The sequence below is a fragment of the Pantoea sp. PNA 03-3 genome (assembly GCF_003201175.1).
In the GTDB taxonomy this organism is placed as follows: Bacteria; Pseudomonadota; Gammaproteobacteria; order Enterobacterales; family Enterobacteriaceae; genus Pantoea; species Pantoea stewartii.
In genome coordinates, this window is the sequence record NZ_QICO01000008.1 from 110188 (window position 1) to 126660 (window position 16473).

At 55.5% G+C, this 16473-nt stretch carries 16 protein-coding genes; 11 read left to right on the forward strand and 5 right to left on the reverse strand.

Annotated elements, in window-relative coordinates:
* Positions 1-15: 15 nt before the first annotated feature.
* On the reverse strand, positions 16-2304 hold the full coding sequence (locus tag C7433_RS18955; protein WP_110268718.1) for a zinc/cadmium/mercury/lead-transporting ATPase: 2289 nt from the start codon (positions 2302-2304) through the stop codon (positions 16-18).
* 87 nt (positions 2305-2391) lie between these two features.
* Positions 2392-3021 (reverse strand): lysoplasmalogenase, encoded by a 630-nt coding sequence (locus tag C7433_RS18960; RefSeq protein ID WP_033738214.1) that lies wholly within the window; start codon positions 3019-3021, stop codon positions 2392-2394.
* A 152-nt stretch (positions 3022-3173) separates the two neighbouring features.
* Between C7433_RS18960 and C7433_RS18965 the strand changes: the two genes are divergently transcribed.
* Entirely contained in the window at positions 3174-3530 is a 357-nt protein-coding gene (locus tag C7433_RS18965) for a DUF2500 domain-containing protein (RefSeq protein ID WP_033738213.1), read from the forward strand.
* A gap of 28 nt (positions 3531-3558) precedes the next feature.
* Here C7433_RS18965 and C7433_RS18970 read toward each other — a convergent pair whose 3' ends face one another.
* Positions 3559-3828, reverse strand: a complete 270-nt coding sequence (locus C7433_RS18970; protein ID WP_006121057.1) for a DUF1145 family protein — start codon at positions 3826-3828, stop codon at positions 3559-3561.
* Positions 3818-4417: a 16S rRNA (guanine(966)-N(2))-methyltransferase gene (gene rsmD, locus C7433_RS18975; RefSeq protein WP_110268719.1), complete on the reverse strand. Its 600-nt coding sequence runs from the start codon at positions 4415-4417 to the stop codon at positions 3818-3820. The genes C7433_RS18970 and rsmD overlap by 11 nt, the downstream gene beginning before the upstream one ends.
* A gap of 233 nt (positions 4418-4650) precedes the next feature.
* Between rsmD and ftsY the strand changes: the two genes are divergently transcribed.
* The 4 genes from ftsY (at position 4651) to rpoH (ending at position 9095) form a co-directional block, all read left to right on the forward strand.
* Positions 4651-6360, forward strand: a complete 1710-nt coding sequence (gene ftsY / locus C7433_RS18980) for a signal recognition particle-docking protein FtsY (RefSeq protein WP_110268720.1) — start codon at positions 4651-4653, stop codon at positions 6358-6360.
* A gap of 5 nt (positions 6361-6365) precedes the next feature.
* On the forward strand, positions 6366-7034 hold the full coding sequence (ftsE, locus tag C7433_RS18985; protein ID WP_110268721.1) for a cell division ATP-binding protein FtsE: 669 nt from the start codon (positions 6366-6368) through the stop codon (positions 7032-7034).
* Positions 7024-8007 (forward strand): permease-like cell division protein FtsX, encoded by a 984-nt coding sequence (ftsX, locus tag C7433_RS18990; RefSeq protein WP_110268722.1) that lies wholly within the window; start codon positions 7024-7026, stop codon positions 8005-8007. Before ftsE ends, ftsX begins: the two co-directional genes overlap by 11 nt.
* Before the next feature lie 230 nt (positions 8008-8237).
* Positions 8238-9095, forward strand: a complete 858-nt coding sequence (gene rpoH / locus C7433_RS18995; RefSeq protein WP_006121051.1) for an RNA polymerase sigma factor RpoH — start codon at positions 8238-8240, stop codon at positions 9093-9095.
* A 43-nt stretch (positions 9096-9138) separates the two neighbouring features.
* Here rpoH and panM read toward each other — a convergent pair whose 3' ends face one another.
* Positions 9139-9525: an aspartate 1-decarboxylase autocleavage activator PanM gene (panM, locus tag C7433_RS19000; protein WP_110268723.1), complete on the reverse strand. Its 387-nt coding sequence runs from the start codon at positions 9523-9525 to the stop codon at positions 9139-9141.
* A gap of 401 nt (positions 9526-9926) precedes the next feature.
* On the opposite strand from panM, the gene C7433_RS19010 reads away from it, so the two are divergent.
* From C7433_RS19010 to ugpB, 6 genes are all read left to right on the forward strand, one after another.
* Positions 9927-11051, forward strand: coding sequence for a branched-chain amino acid ABC transporter substrate-binding protein (locus tag C7433_RS19010; protein ID WP_006121049.1), 1125 nt, complete (start codon positions 9927-9929; stop codon positions 11049-11051).
* Between the two features lie 128 nt (positions 11052-11179).
* Complete coding sequence (gene livH / locus C7433_RS19015; RefSeq protein ID WP_033738195.1) at positions 11180-12106, forward strand: high-affinity branched-chain amino acid ABC transporter permease LivH; 927 nt, start codon at positions 11180-11182, stop codon at positions 12104-12106.
* Positions 12103-13374: a high-affinity branched-chain amino acid ABC transporter permease LivM gene (locus C7433_RS19020; RefSeq protein WP_110268724.1), complete on the forward strand. Its 1272-nt coding sequence runs from the start codon at positions 12103-12105 to the stop codon at positions 13372-13374. The genes livH and C7433_RS19020 overlap by 4 nt, the downstream gene beginning before the upstream one ends.
* A complete protein-coding gene (livG, locus tag C7433_RS19025) occupies positions 13371-14138 on the forward strand; it encodes a high-affinity branched-chain amino acid ABC transporter ATP-binding protein LivG (protein ID WP_006121046.1) in 768 nt (255 codons plus the stop codon). The genes C7433_RS19020 and livG overlap by 4 nt, the downstream gene beginning before the upstream one ends.
* 1 nt (position 14139) lies before the next feature.
* Positions 14140-14847: a high-affinity branched-chain amino acid ABC transporter ATP-binding protein LivF gene (gene livF, locus C7433_RS19030; RefSeq protein WP_058701434.1), complete on the forward strand. Its 708-nt coding sequence runs from the start codon at positions 14140-14142 to the stop codon at positions 14845-14847.
* A 284-nt stretch (positions 14848-15131) separates the two neighbouring features.
* On the forward strand, positions 15132-16448 hold the full coding sequence (gene ugpB, locus C7433_RS19035; protein WP_033738192.1) for a sn-glycerol-3-phosphate ABC transporter substrate-binding protein UgpB: 1317 nt from the start codon (positions 15132-15134) through the stop codon (positions 16446-16448).
* Positions 16449-16473: the final 25 nt, after the last annotated feature.

The window sequence follows — 16473 nt, forward strand, 5'->3', positions numbered from 1 at the left end:
TGAGCCGCCGTCAGGTTATGCATCCCGCGTGCGCAACAGCCGCAACGCGTTTGCCGTGACCAGTGCGGTGGCACCGGAATCAGCCAGCACCGCCAGCCACAATCCCGTTAACCCCGCCAGCGTCGTCACCAGGAACAGCGCCTTCAGCCCCAGCGCAATACCAATATTCTGACGGATAATCGCCCGGGTGCGGCGCGCCAGAGCAATCATCGGGGCCAGGTTGCTGAGCTGATTGCGCGTCAGGGCGGCATCCGCCGTTTCCAGCGCGACATCCGTCCCACTGCCCATCGCAATACCCAGCGTGGCGGCCTTCATGGCTGGCGCATCGTTGATACCGTCGCCCACCATCGCCACCACCTGCTGCTCACTGAGCTGACGAACCGCCTCCACCTTACCGGCTGGCAACAGGCTGGCATGCCAGGCGATGCCTAAAGGTTGGGCGACGACAGCGGCCGCCCGCGGGTTATCACCTGTCAGCATGAGGCTGTTGATGCCAAGCGCTTTTAAGGCCTGCAAGGCGGCGGGGGTTTCGCTGCGCAGCTTGTCCCGTAAGGCCAGCGCCCCCAGCACCTCGCCATTACGCAGCACCATCACAAGGGTTTCGCCCTGGGCTTCCTGCTCATGCACCATTGCCTGGTGCGCCGGGCTCAGGCTGCTGACGTACGACGGTGCCAGCAACGTTATACGCTGGCCGTCCACTTCAGCCTGAATACCGCTTCCCGCCAGTGCCTGCTGTTGAGTGGCAGACGGAAGCGGCAGTGCCCTGGACTGTGCGGCTGCCACAATCGCCGTTGCCAGTGGATGGGTAGAACCTTGTTCCACCGCGGCACCTAATTGCAGAATCGCGTCTTCGTTAGCCTCGCCGAACGGCAAAATTCGCGTCAACTGCGGCCGGCCTTCTGTCAGCGTACCCGTTTTATCGAACGCGATCGTCTGCACTGTGCTCAGCCGTTCCAGGGCCGCGCCTCCTTTAATCAGCGCACCACGGCGGGCGGCGGCGGCCAGTCCGGACGTGATGGCGGCGGGCGTGGAGATCACCAGCGCACAGGGACAGCCGATCAACAGCAGCGTCAGGCCTTTATAAACCCAGGGCAGCCAGGCACCCGCGCCAAACAGGGGCGGCAGCACCATCACCAGCAGGGCCAGCAGCATGATGGCTGGCGTGTAAATCCGGCTAAAGTTATCGATAAAACGTTCTACCGGAGCACGATGACTTTCGGCTTCCTCAATCAACTGCAAAATGCGGTCAATGGCACTTTCGCCAGGCCTGGAAACCACCTCAAGTTCCACCAGACGATCAACGCTGGTCGCACCCGCCAGTATTTTTTCGCCACGCTGACGCAGCACCGGTAACGACTCGCCCGTCAGCGCGCTCTCATCGAAACTGGCGCTTTCCGCCAGTAAGCAGCCGTCGACCGGCAAACGGCCACCGGCCGCGATTACGATCCGGTCGCCAGGCTGCAACGCGGACAGGGGCACCTCACTACGGGTGCCATTTTGCAGGCGCACAGCGAACTCGGGACGCAGCGCCATCAGCTGGCTTACCCCACTGCGCGCGCGGGTTGCGGCATAGGCTTCCAGTTTTTCGCCCAACAGGAACAGCAGCAGAACCATGGCGGCTTCCGCATGCGCACCAATTAATAACGCACCTGCCGACGCCAGGGTCATCAGAGTTTCAATGGTAAAGGCAGAGCCGGTTCGCAGACGTTGCCACGACTTACGCGCGACCGGCACCAGCCCGACCAGCGTCGTCAGAATAAATAACCGGTCGCCCCAAACGGCACTCACCTGCGTGAGCGCAGCGCTGGCTACCATGAGCGCAGCAAGCAGTAAAAGCGGGAAACGGGCATGCCAGGGCGATGGCGCAGGCGCAGAAACAGAGGTTGAGGAGAGATGAAAACCTGCTTTTACCACGGCGTCTTCTATTGCAGACTGAACCGGGGCACGGGCATTAACGACAAGTTTTTCACTGGAGAAGACGACGCGGGCCTGCAGGACGTCAGGGAGTTGGCGAACGGCGGTTTCGATTGCGCGGGCACAACTGGGGCAGTCCATACCGCTAACCTGCCAGCTGAACTGAAAAGCATCAGAGGATCGTCGTCGGTCACCTTCGTCACTGACTTCGCCGGCAGACGCGGCAGAGCAGCTACAGTCGCCGCCGCAGTTGGCGCGCTCTGTCGTTTCAGGAGAGGCCGCAGTAATGGATAAGGTGCCCGGACGAACAGGGCGCATGGCACAAAGTGGTTTTGCGGCTCGATGAGTATTGCGTGGCTTACCGCAGCCACAAGCATGATGTTGATGCATATAACCTCCGGAAGACGTGGGCGACGTGCCCACGGCTTATCTTACACCCAGAGGTTTAACCCAACGCCAGCATTATTGTGTCTTTTTTCAGTAGATCCACAGGGAGCGGACGATCATAAAGTGACCGGCAAAGTAGCAGGCCGCGACAATCGCGCTGTCGGCGCTGAAACGGCGGCGATAATGACTGATAAACCACACGATATTGGCCAGCAGCAGCAGGGCAGAGCCAACCAGAATTGAGAAGCTGTAATCGCTGGGGCGGAAGACATATTGTTCAGTGGCCATCCAGTTCATGACCAGCGTCATGCCGATCAGCGTACAGACGGGCCAGCGCAGCGTTTCCAGCTTACTCCACAGCACACCAATCACAACCACCCCGATGATCAGAAACGTTAGTGGGATGGGCCAGTAAAATGTCATCGTCATATTGGCCGCAAAACACAGCGTGTACAGCAGATGCGACAGGAAAAACGCGCCCAGCGCATAAAGCATTTGTTGCCGCGGGAGCAGCGTCAGCGTGTCGCCGATGAGCGTGGCGACTAACCCAGCCACAATCAGGTAATCAGAAGTATTGCGTGTGGGGGCCTGCCAGGCCAGACCGACTAACAGGAGCAACGTAACAGGTTTAAATAACCAGCGTTGCCATTGCGGGCCCCGGTAAGAGGCATCAACGTACAGCCAGCCGGAGAAAAGTACAGCGAGAAAGGACCAGAGCATTGCTTCTCCCTTTTTACCAAAATGGTGACAGTTCCTGAAACACTCCTGTCAGTCTAGGTTATGCCAGCGCGATGTGACAATCGGTCAACTCTGGTTGTATGCTTTATCGCGCAATGCAAGACGATCTGAGACCGGATAAACGCTGAGGAAAGATGAAACCACCGCTACTTTTTATTATCGTCGTGGCTATTATTGCCGTACTCGCGACACGCCAGTTCATCAAACAGCGGCGCGAGGCAGCCGTCAACGATGCCTCGCCGGTACGCACCGTCGCGGTTGAGGTCAAAACCAAACGTGAGTTTTCGGTATCCAGTCGCCGCTCACGTGAGCGCGAAGTGATCGCCGGAGACGAAATGCGCTATGAGGCCTGGTTTCATCCGCTCAATGGCGAAAGCGATATTAAGATGCGCGTTAATGAAAGCGACTACCATCTGATGGACAAGGGCACGAAAGGCGAGCTGACACTTCAGGGCACGCGCTTTATCCGCTTCACGCCTGCCGGAAACTGACGGCGAGCGTGACGCCCGCCGTTATCCTTTATTTACGTGGGAAATTTTTTTTCTGCCACGCAACCAGTTCGAACACGCCAAATAAAAAGACTTTGATCTGGGTAGCGCGATCGAGCGGTGGTGCATCTTTGCCCTGCGTCGTGCGCAGCAGGACTAACTGCAGGCCGTGCATCAGGATCATAAATATCAAGGCCACATTGATGAACCAGGTCAGGGGCTTCGGATACGGATGAATCAGGTTAAACAGTAAAAAACCCCATACGCACAGCATCAGCAGGCGTCCTAAATTAAGTAACATCATGCGTCTCCTGTTGGCGCTGATATAAACGATAGGCCACCTGGCCCGCAATTTTTTCGCGATGTAAATCCCAGTGAACCGGCACCGGCGGTGGGCCGTTTTCAACTTCGCTTTCAACGTAGACGAGTGCATCCGCTGTCAGCCAGTTATTTTTTTCCAGCAGTTGCAGGGTTTGCTCCAGCAAACCCTGCCGAAACGGAGGATCGACAAACACGATACCAAAGGGACGACCGTCCTGCGCCAGCCAGCTCAGAGTGTTGGTTTGTACAACGTTGCCGTTTGAGGCCTGCAATGTCTGAAGGTTTTTGCTCAGCTGTTGCGCCACCGGGCGCTCCAGCTCAAGCAGCGTTGCCGACGCGGCATAGCGTGAGAGCGCTTCCAGCCCCAGTGCGCCACTTCCGGCAAAGCAATCCAGGCAGTCAGCCTGCTGCAGGTGGGGTGCCAGCCAGTTAAACAGGGTTTCTCGCACCCTGTCGGTGGTGGGACGAAGACCCGCGCTGTCTGGCACCGGTAATTTGCGGCCGCGCCACTGTCCGCCAATAATGCGGATTTGGCCCGCACCACCTGTTTTACGGGGAGGTTTTATCATCTTGCTCACAAATCGTCATAATTTGTTGCGTAGTTTAACGGGCGAAACGATGAGAAGAAACGTTAAAAAAGGGTGCTGTGGTGAGCCGCCAGGAAAGTGTTAGACTACGACGCTGCTGATGTTATGCATAATTCTGCGGTTTAACGCCACTTTGGCGTTTATCACCAATACTGTTTTTAACCCTGGGAACATTGTGCTACCGGGATGAAGCCATCGAGGAGTGTGGTTACACAATGGCAAAAGAGAAGAAACGAGGCTTTTTTTCCTGGCTGGGATTTGGCAAAGAAGAAGAGAAACAACCCTTAACGGATGCGCAGACGGCACAACCGGAAGCCCAGCAGCCAGAACAGGAAGCCCCGGCACGCAGTCAGGCGGAAACCGCTGAACAGGAACGCGGTGCCGCACCTGAAAACCGTGTTGAACAGCAACAGGAAAGTGATGCAGCTACGTCTGAAGACGTACCGGTTACCGCCCGTGTAGCCGGGCCTGAAACGGCGGTTGATCCGCATACCGGTATGATCACGCCCGTTGAGCCTGCCGATGACGTCAACGATGAGGAACTGACTGCGCTGCCGTCAGCGGAGGTTGAGCTTGCCTCATCCGCGCCTGAACAGGCACCTGTGGCGGACGATGCCCCGCTGAGCGACGATGAACTGGCCGCGCTGGCGCTGGCGGATGCCGACGTGACAGATATCGCGCCGCACGACGCTGCCACCGCTGAAACTGAACAGGCGGGCGATGCGCCGTTGAGTGACGATGAGCTGGCCGCGCTGGCGCTGGCGGATGCCGACGTGACAGATATCGCGCCGCACGACGCTGCCATCGCTGAAACTGAACAGGCGGACGATGCGCCGTTGAGTGACGAAGAACTGGCTGCGCTGGCGCTGGGAGACGCGGACGTCGTTAACGTTGAAACTGTCGGGCACGATGCCAGGGCGACAGCGCCAGACGACACGGTCAGCGATATTCCGTTAGCCGCCGCACCGCTGGTAGCGCACGAGCAGGAACAGGAGCGCCCCACCAAAGAGGGATTCTTTGCCCGCCTGAAGCGCAGCCTGGTGAAGACCCGCCAGAACCTGGGCTCGGGTTTTATCAGCCTGTTCCGTGGCAAGAAAATCGACGATGACCTGTTCGAAGAACTGGAAGAACAACTGCTGATTGCCGACGTGGGCGTGGAAACGACGCGGCGCATTATTACCAGCCTGACGCAGCATGCTGACCGTAAGCAACTGCGCGATGCGGAAGCGCTTTATGGCCTGCTGAAAAGCGAAATGGCGGCGATCCTGGCGAAAGTCGATGAACCGCTGAATGTCGAAGGTAAAACCCCGTTTGTCATCTTAATGGTCGGCGTGAACGGCGTGGGTAAAACCACCACCATCGGCAAGCTGGCACGTCAGTATCAGGCAGAAGGTAAATCTGTGATGCTGGCGGCGGGCGATACGTTCCGTGCGGCCGCTGTTGAACAGCTTCAGGTCTGGGGCCAGCGCAACAACATTCCCGTTGTCGCGCAGCATACCGGCGCGGATTCTGCCTCGGTGATTTTCGATGCCATCCAGGCGGCCAAATCACGTGGCGTTGACGTGTTGATCGCGGATACCGCAGGGCGCTTGCAAAATAAATCGCACCTGATGGAAGAGCTGAAGAAAATTACCCGTGTGATGAAGAAGCTGGATGAGCAGGCGCCACATGAAGTCATGCTGACCCTGGATGCCAGTACCGGGCAAAATGCCATCAGCCAGGCCAAACTGTTCCATGAAGCGGTAGGGCTGAGCGGCATTACACTGACTAAACTGGATGGGACAGCCAAAGGTGGCGTGATTTTCTCGGTCGCCGATCAGTTTGGCATCCCTATCCGTTATATCGGTGTCGGAGAAGGCATCGACGATTTACGGCCCTTCAAGGCCGAGGATTTTATTGAGGCACTGTTTGCCCGAGAGGACTAATTAGGATGATTCGCTTTGAAGAGGTCAGTAAGGCATATCTCGGCGGACGTCAGGCGCTGCAGGGCGTAGATTTTAATCTGCGTCCTGGCGAAATGGCGTTTTTGACCGGCCACTCCGGGGCAGGTAAGAGTACGTTGCTGAAGCTGATTTGTGGCATTGAGCGCCCCAGCGCCGGGCAAATCTGGTTTAGCGGACACGATATTTCGCGCCTACGTAACAGCGAAGTGCCGTTCCTGCGTCGTCAGATCGGGATGATCTTTCAGGATCACCATCTGCTGATGGATCGTAGCGTTTATGACAATGTGGCCATCCCGTTGATCATCTCCGGTGCCAGCGGCGAGGATATCCGTCGTCGTGTTTCGGCGGCGCTCGATAAAGTGGGCCTGCTCGACAAAGCGAAAAGTTTTCCTATTCAGCTCTCCGGCGGTGAACAGCAACGTGTCGGTATTGCCCGTGCCGTCGTGAATAAGCCCGCCGTTCTGCTGGCTGACGAACCAACGGGTAACCTGGATGAGGCGCTGTCAGAAGACATCCTGCGCCTGTTTGAAGAGTTTAACCGCGTAGGTGTGACCGTTTTGATGGCGACGCATGATGTTGCCCTTATTGGTTGCCGCAATTATCGGGTAATGACGCTGAATAAAGGACGCCTGCACGGAGGCCACGATGGTCAATAAACGCAACAAACGCGCGGCAGCCCCGAAGGCGAAGCAACCGTCAAAGAGCAAAGCGTTACGCGGTGGCTGGCAGGAACAGTGGCGCTACGCGCTACGCGGTACGCTGTCAGATATGTGGCGTCAGCCGCTGGCGACGTTGCTGACAGTGATGGTGATTGCGATTTCCCTGACGCTGCCCAGCGTCTGCTATATGGTGTGGAAAAACGCCAGTCAGGCGGCTTCGCAGTGGTATCCCGCGCCGCAACTGACGGTGTATCTCTCAAAAACGCTGGATGATACGGCTGCTGAGAATGTGACCGCGCAACTGAAACAGGTTGAGGGCGTGGATCACGTTAACTATCTGACGCGTGAAGAAGCCCTGAATGAATTCCGCAACTGGTCAGGCTTCGGCGGCGCGATGGACATGCTGGAACAGAATCCGCTGCCTGCTGTCGTTATCATTACGCCAAAGCTCAACTTCCAGAATTCGGACACCATGCAAACGTTACGCGACAGAGTGGCGAAAGTGCAGGGCGTCGATGAGGTACGGATGGATGACAGCTGGTTTGCCCGTCTGGCGGCGCTGACCGGCCTGGTCGGTCAAATTGCGTCGATGATCGGTATCCTGATGATCGTGGCGGTCTTCCTCGTGATTGGTAACAGCGTCAGGCTGAGTATTTTTGCCCGCCGCGATACGATCAACGTTCAGAAGCTGATCGGGGCAACAGATGGATTTATCCTGCGGCCGTTCCTGTATGGTGGCGCGTTACTGGGGTTTAGTGGCGCGGTACTTTCCCTGATCCTGTCTGAAGTGCTGGTGCTGCGCCTGCAGTCTGTTGTGGCTCAGGTGGCGTCGGTATTTGGCACCACCTTCTCTCTGGAAGGGTTTTCCTGGGATGAGGCGTTACTGCTGTTGCTCATCGCCGCCATTATCGGCTGGATTGCCGCCTGGCTGGCAACCGTACAACATTTACGTCGATTTACGCCCCAGTAAAGCGCTGCAACATTTTTTTGTTATAATCATCCTCTGCTGCCGACAGTGGGCGCAGAGGATGTTGCCCTGCTGTCATCTGTGTGTAAAATATTCACTGCTATAATTGAACTTGTGGATAACTTTGTTTTCTAAGTAGCACAGATTGCTTTTGGTTTTCCTGCGACGTTGACATAATGTGACGTGCGCTTATGGAAAGATGCGGCAATTCCACTGATTTTGTGAGGGTTTGAATGACCAAAGAAATGCAAACTTTAGCTATTGCTCCTCTGGGCAACCTGGAATCTTACGTTCGGGCTGCCAACACCTGGCCGATGCTGTCGGCAGAAGAGGAAAAAGCGTTGGCTGAACGGCTGCATTACCAGGGCGATCTGGATGCGGCAAAGACGCTGATCCTGTCTCACCTACGCTTTGTTGTTCATATCGCTCGTAACTATTCTGGCTATGGCCTGCCTCAGGCTGACCTGATCCAGGAAGGTAACATTGGCTTGATGAAAGCCGTTCGTCGCTTCAATCCTGAAGTGGGTGTTCGTCTGGTGTCCTTTGCCGTTCACTGGATCAAAGCAGAAATTCACGAATATGTGCTGCGTAACTGGCGCATCGTGAAAGTGGCGACCACTAAGGCACAGCGCAAGCTGTTCTTTAACCTGCGTAAAACCAAGCAGCGTCTGGGCTGGTTTAACCAGGATGAAGTCGAGATGGTGGCGCGTGAGCTGGGCGTGAGCAGCAAAGATGTGCGAGAAATGGAATCGCGCATGGCGGCTCAGGATATGACCTTCGATATGTCCGCTGACGATGAAAGCGGCGAAGGAAAATCCATGGCGCCGGTGCTGTATCTCCAGGATAAAACCTCTGACTTTGCGGACGGCATCGAAGAGGACAACTGGGAATCGCACGCAGCCGATAAGCTGACTTATGCAATGGAAGGGCTGGACGAGCGCAGCCAGCATATCATCCGTGCCCGCTGGCTGGACGAAGACAACAAAACCACCCTGCAGGAACTGGCCGATCAATACGGTGTTTCTGCTGAGCGCGTCCGACAGCTTGAGAAGAACGCGATGAAAAAACTCCGAATGGCTATCGAAGCCTGACGAGACAGGGCGACCTCAGGTCGCCCTTTTTATTGCCCGCGATTTATTTTACCCAGTCATCAACCTGCGCACGAAATCCACAGGCCTGCATAAACGCCGCCCGAACGCGTTGATCTTCGCTACCGTCATCAGCAATCCACCAGTCCTCCAGCGATGGGTTCTGCTTCATCGTGTCTTCCAGCAAATATTGCCCGACACCGCGACGTCGCGTGACATCTCTGACGGTCAGATGATGCACTTTACAGTGGATACCGGCTATTTCTAACTGTAACGCCGCCAGCAAACGGTCGTTGAAGCGCGCGACATAAAGGCGGTGATTTTCATTTAACGCGTTTTCCAGCGTGGCCAAATCCCTCTCAGGCCAGATTTTCCCCAGATCGATCCGATCCTGCTGCGTTAGAGAGGTCAACCGCAAAATAGTAAGCTTCATAACAAACACCTGTCCGTGTAAAAGCCGAAAGTGTAGTCAATTCCCGTAATCAGAACCCCGGCACATTTTACGCAATAAAACAGGTCAAAACAGCGACAGAGTGCCAGGATAATAGTTATAAACAGGTAGTCAGCATTTAAAGCCAGCATAACGCGCTGGCCTGGTGAACAAAAGCCGCGCATTGCATCCAGTTGATTATGCTGCTTTTGGCCGCGAATCATGAATATGTCAGTTGCTTTACAGAATAAACTTCCTGTTTAATAGACTGAAATATAAAGCCTTATTATTAATAAAAGCCAGAAAAGCGTGCTAACTCCTTATTGTTAAATCAGTTTTCCCCTTTATCTGGCCAAAATAAAACCACTCACAACAAACACGACATAACTGATGGGGTAGTTCGCATGAAAATGACAGGTCGCGCGTTACTGGCAGGATGCATTGCATTGGCGATGAGCCATGCGGCAATGGCGAAAGACATTAAGATCGCTATCGTAGGTGCCGCTACTGGCCCGGTCGCGCAATATGGTGATATGGAATTTACCGGCGCCGCACAGGCGATTAAAGACATCAATGCCAAAGGTGGCGTAAACGGCGACAAACTGGTCGGTGTCGAATATGACGATGCCTGTGACCCGAAACAGGCGGTTGCGGTGGCTAACAAGGTCATCAATGACGGTATCAAATATGTTATCGGTCACCTGTGCTCCTCCTCTACGCAGCCTGCATCAGATATCTATAACGATGAAGGCGTGCTGATGATTACGCCTGCGGCCACCGCGCCAGAACTGACTGCACGCGGCTATGCCGACGTGATGCGTACGACCGGTCTGGATTCTGATCAGGGTCCAACCGCGGCGAACTACATTCTGGATGTCATCAAGCCAAAACGCATTGCTGTGGTGCACGACAAGCAGCAATACGGCCAGGGTCTGGCAGAATCGGTACAGAAAACCCTGAAAGCGAAAGGCGGCAACGTGGTGATGTTTGAAGGGATCACCGCGGGCGATAAAGATTTCTCAACGCTGATTGCGCGACTGAAGAAAGAAAACGTCGACTTTGTTTATTACGGTGGTTATTACCCGGAGCTGGGCCAGATTCTGCGTCAGGCAAAAGCGGCAGGACTGAAAGCAGGCTTTATGGGGCCAGAAGGTGTGGGCAACGCCTCGCTGTCTAACATTGCGGGCGACGCCTCAGAAGGGCTCTACGTAACCCTGCCAAAACGTTACGACCAGCTGCCTCAGAACAAGGCCATCGTGGACGCCATCAAAGCGAATAGCGCGTCTAACCGTAAAGATCCTACCGGCCCGTTTGTCTGGACAACCTATGCGGCTATCCAGTCTCTGGTGACCGGCATGGAGCGCAGTAAGAGCGATGAGCCGGATGCGATTGCGAAGAACCTGAAAACCGGCGCACCGGTTCCGACAGTGATGGGCGACCTGAGCTGGGATCAGAAAGGCGATTTGAAAGGCTTCGAGTTTGGCGTCTTCAAATGGCACAAAGACGGTTCGTCTACCGCAGTTAAATAAGGCACTGATTCTTCCCCGTCGTACGACAGCGGGGAAGCAGGAGAAGGCGTGACTGACGCGCCATCGCCTGACTAACCCTCTTCTGGCAGCAGGAGAGGGGTTTTCTGGTTTCTGAGCAGGTCCTCACTATGTCCGAGCAGTTTCTCTATTTTATTCAGCAGATGTTCAACGGGGTGACTCTGGGGAGCACCTACGCGCTGATCGCCATCGGTTACACCATGGTTTACGGCATTATCGGCATGATCAACTTCGCCCATGGCGAAGTCTATATGATCGGCAGCTATGTCTCTTTTATGGTTATTGCAGCCCTGATGATGATGGGTATTGATACCGGCTGGCTCATGATTGCCGCCGGTTTTGTTATGGCCGTTATCATCTCCAGTGCCTATGGCTGGAGCATCGAACGGGTGGCTTATCGTCCCGTACGGGCATCCAAGCGTCTGATTGCGTTGATCTCCGCCATCGGAATGTCCATCTTTCTGCAAAACTACGTCAGCCTGACGCAGGGTTCACGTGACCTTGCCCTGCCGAGCTTAATCACCGGCCAGTGGACGCTGGGCGAAAGCAACGGCTTTGCCGCCACGCTGTCGACGATGCAGATCGTGATTTGGGTGGTCACGTTCCTGGCAATGCTGGCCCTGACCCTGTTTATCCGTTATTCCCGCATGGGACGCGCCTGCCGCGCCTGTGCGGAAGACCTCAAAATGGCCAGCCTGCTGGGCATTAATACTGACCGGGTGATCTCGCTGACCTTTGTGATTGGTGCGGCGATGGCGGCGGTTGCGGGCGTGCTGTTGGGACAGTTTTATGGCTCGATTAACCCGTTTATCGGCTTTATGGCGGGGATGAAAGCCTTTACTGCGGCGGTCCTGGGCGGCATCGGCAGTATTCCCGGCGCGATGATTGGCGGGCTGGTGCTGGGCATTGCCGAAGCGCTGACCTCGGCTTATCTCTCCACCGAATACAAAGATGTGGTGTCGTTTGCCTTACTGATTGTGGTGCTGCTGGTCATGCCTACCGGTATTCTGGGCCGCCCGGAGGTGGAGAAAGTATGAAACGCCTTGGTCTGGTCAATGCGATTGTTTCAGCGGTCATGCTGCTGGTGCTGGCGGCCTTCTTTATGGGAATGCGCCTCGATCTGAATGGTACGCAGCTACAGATAGTGAATGCCGGCAGCGTGCGCTGGAACTGGATATTCATCGGTTGTGCCGTTGTGTTTTTGTTTCAACTGCTACGTCCGCTGTTTCAGGGCAAGCTGATACGTAGCGGTGGTGGCCTGGTGTTGCCGGGCTTCGACGGCTCAACGCCAAAGCAAAAAGCCATTATGGGCTTGATGATCGCCGCGGCGGTTATCTGGCCGTTCCTGGTTACACGCGGCAGCGTCGATATTGCCACCCTGACACTGATCTACATCATGCTGGGTCTGGGACTGAACGTGGTCGTAGGGCTGTCGGGTCTGCTGGTGCTGGGCTACGGTGGTTTCTATGCCATTGGCGCGTATACCTTCGCGCTGCTTAATCATTACTATGGTTTTGGTTTCTGGCAAAGCCTGCCGCTGGCGGGCCTGGTTGCGGGCGCATTTGGCCTGATGCTCGGCTTCCCGGTGCTGCGCTTGCGCGGTGACTATCTGGCTATTGTCACGCTCGGCTTCGGCGAAATCGTCCGTATTCTGCTGCTCAATAACACGGCAATCACCGGCGGTCCAAATGGAATTGCTCAGCTTCCTAAGCCCACCTTTTTTGGCCTGGAGTTTGGCCGTCGCGTCAGCGAGGGGGGATGGGGCACGTTTCACGATGTCTTTGGCATGAAGTACGATCCTAACGACCGGGTGATATTCCTCTATCTGGTGGCATTGTTGCTGGTGGTGCTGACGCTGTTTGTGATCAACCGCCTGCTGCGCATGCCGCTGGGTCGGGCATGGGAAGCGTTACGTGAAGATGAGATCGCCTGTCGTTCGCTGGGCTTGAGCCCGACCCGCATTAAGCTGACCGCGTTTACTATCAGCGCCGTCTTTGCTGGCTTCGCGGGAACGCTGTTTGCCGCTCGCCAGGGCTTTGTCAGTCCGGAGTCCTTTACCTTTGTCGAGTCCGCTTTTGTTCTGGCTATCGTGGTGTTGGGCGGAATGGGCTCGCAGTTTGCCGTTATTCTGGCCGCCATTTTGCTGGTGGTTTCGCGTGAGCTGATGCGCGACCTCAACGAATACAGCATGCTGGTATTGGGGGCGCTGATGGTGCTGATGATGATTTGGCGTCCGCAAGGCTTACTGCCGATGAAACGACCGCACCTGAAACTGCGTCAGGGTAAACAAGGAGAACAGGCATGAGTCAGCCTTTATTAGCCGTTGAAGGCCTGATGATGCGCTTCGGCGGTCTGTTAGCCGTGAACAACGTTAAACTGGAATTGCGCCCCCAGGAAATTGTGTCGCTTATTGGTCCAAACGGTGCGGGTAAAACCACCGTGTTTAACTGCCTGACCGGCTTTTATAAGCCAACGGGCGGCAGTATCACCTTACGCGACAAGAACCTGACTGGCCTGCCCGGACAGAAGATCGCCCGTATGGGGATCGTGCGTACCTTCCAGCACGTCCGTTTATTCCGCGAAATGACGGTGATTGAAAACCTGTTAGTCGCCCAGCACCAGCACCTGAAAAGTGGCGTGTTTGCGGGGCTACTGAAAACCCCGGCTTTTCGCCGCAGTGAAGGCGAGGCGCTGGATCGCGCTGCCACCTGGCTTGAGCGGGTTGGCTTACTCGATATGGCGAATCGCCAGGCCGGTAACCTGGCTTACGGTCAGCAGCGCCGACTGGAGATCGCCCGCTGCATGGTGACGCGGCCGGAGATTTTAATGCTGGATGAACCGGCAGCCGGACTTAACCCGAAAGAGACGCATGAGCTGGATGCGCTGATCGCCGAGTTACGAGGCGAGCATAAGGTATCCGTTTTGTTGATTGAGCACGATATGAAGCTGGTAATGGGCATTTCTGACCGTATTTATGTGGTGAATCAGGGCACGCCACTGGCGAACGGCACGCCGGAAGAGATTCGTAATAATCCGGATGTGATCCGTGCCTATTTAGGAGAGGCGTAATATGGCCATGTTAACCATTGATAACGTCAGTGCGCACTATGGCAAAATTCAGGCGCTGCATAATGTCAGTTTGCATATCGATCAGGGCGAAATCGTCACCCTGATCGGCGCAAACGGTGCAGGCAAAACCACTTTGCTGGGCACATTATGCGGCGAGCCGCGCGCCACCAGCGGTACGATCACGTTTGACGGCAAAACCATTACCGACTGGCAAACGGCGCGCATTATGCGTGAGGCGATTGCCATCGTGCCCGAAGGTCGCCGCGTGTTCTCACGCATGACGGTGGAAGAGAACCTGGCCATGGGCGGTTTTTTTGCCAGTCGCCCGGAGTATCTGGCGCGCATCGATCGCGTTTACACTCTGTTCCCACGTCTGGCAGAGCGTAAGGTGCAGCGTGCGGGCACCATGTCGGGCGGTGAACAGCAAATGCTCGCCATCGGCCGCGCGTTAATGAGCCAGCCGCGCCTGTTGTTACTCGATGAGCCTTCTCTGGGTCTGGCGCCGATTATTATCCAGCAGATTTTTGACACGATTGAGCAACTGCGCAGCGAAGGTATGACGATTTTCCTGGTTGAACAGAACGCGAACCAGGCGCTGAAGCTGGCCGATCGGGGCTACGTACTGGAAAATGGTCATGTCGTGCTGGAGGACAGCGGTGCGGCACTGCTGTCGAATGAAGCCGTGCGCAGCGCCTATCTGGGCGCCTAGGTTTCCCCGCCATCATCTATGCCGGGTGACTGCAGGCTCTGTGCCGGGCTGTCACCCGGCGAATTTTCCTTCCCTTACGGCACATACTTATCCCTGCTTCAGCAGCGCGGTTCAGCCCGGTGCTTTCCGGTCCATTAAACGCGCTTATCACTGTCATATCCTGACATTCTGTCGTCATTTTTCCGTCATCTGACTGTTATTTTTCCGTCATTTCCACATGTCATGTTACTTCGCGAGCAAAAAATGCGTGATAGCGCGCGTACCTACCTGAACAGGAAAATCCTATGTCCGTTGTTACTTTTCGTCGTAGCCTGATGAGCGCCCTGCTCGGTCTGGCGATCAGTGGTAATGCACTGGCCGTCACTGAGATCCCTTTCTGGCACTCAATGGAAGGCGAGTTAGGCAAAGAAGTTGACTCACTGGCACAACGTTTTAACCAGGAACACCCTGACTACAAAATCGTCCCTGTGTACAAAGGGAACTACGAACAAAGTCTGGCGGCAGGTATCGCCGCGGTCCGCACCGGAAAAGCGCCCGCGCTGTTGCAGGTTTACGAAGTGGGCACCGCCACCATGATGGCCTCTAAAGCCATTGTGCCTGTTTATCAGGTCTTTAAAGACGCGGGCATTTCAATGGACGAGAAGCAGTTTGTTCCTGCGGTCGCGGCTTACTACAGCAATTCAAAAGGCCAGCTGATCTCGCAACCGTTCAACAGCTCCACGCCTGTGCTGTACTACAACAAAGATGCGTTTAAAAAAGCCGGTTTAAACCCGGATCAGCCACCCAAAACCTGGCAGGAACTGGCAAAAGATGCCGATGCACTGCGTAAATCAGGCATGAGCTGTGGCTATGCCAGCGGCTGGCAGGGGTGGATTCAGATTGAGAACTTCAGCGCCTGGAACGGTTTGCCGGTGGCCACAAAAAATAACGGATTCGACGGCACCGATGCGGTACTGGAATTCAATAAACCGGCGCAGGTTCGTCATATCCAGTTGCTGGAAGACATGAACAAGAAAGGTGATTTCACCTATTTTGGTCGTAAAGATGAATCCACCGCGAAGTTCTATAACGGTGACTGTGGCATGACCACGGCCTCGTCAGGTTCACTGGCCGATATCCGCCATTACGCCAAATTCCATTACGGCGTCGGCATGATGCCTTACGATGCGGATATTCCGAATGCCCCGCAGAACGCGATTATCGGCGGTGCCAGCCTGTGGGTGATGAAAGGCAAAGATGCCAATACCTACAAAGGCGCGGCGGAATTTATGAAGTTCCTTACCGAGCCAAAAATTGCCGCGGAATGGCACCAGAAAACGGGCTACCTGCCTATTACTACCGCCGCGTATGAGCTGACGAAGAAAGAAGGCTTCTACGAGAAAAACCCAGGTGCGGATATTGCGATTCGCCAGATGATGAACAAGCCGCCGTTGCCTTACACCAAAGGCATGCGTCTGGGGAATATGCCGCAGATTCGTACCATCCTGGATGAAGAGTTAGAAAGCGTCTGGACCGGCAAGCAGACACCGCAGGCTGCGTTAGATAACGCCGTGAAGCGGGGTAATGAGCTGCTGCGTCGTTTCGAGCAACAGAATAAATAATCCGTTCTGCAGGCCAGCTCCGGCT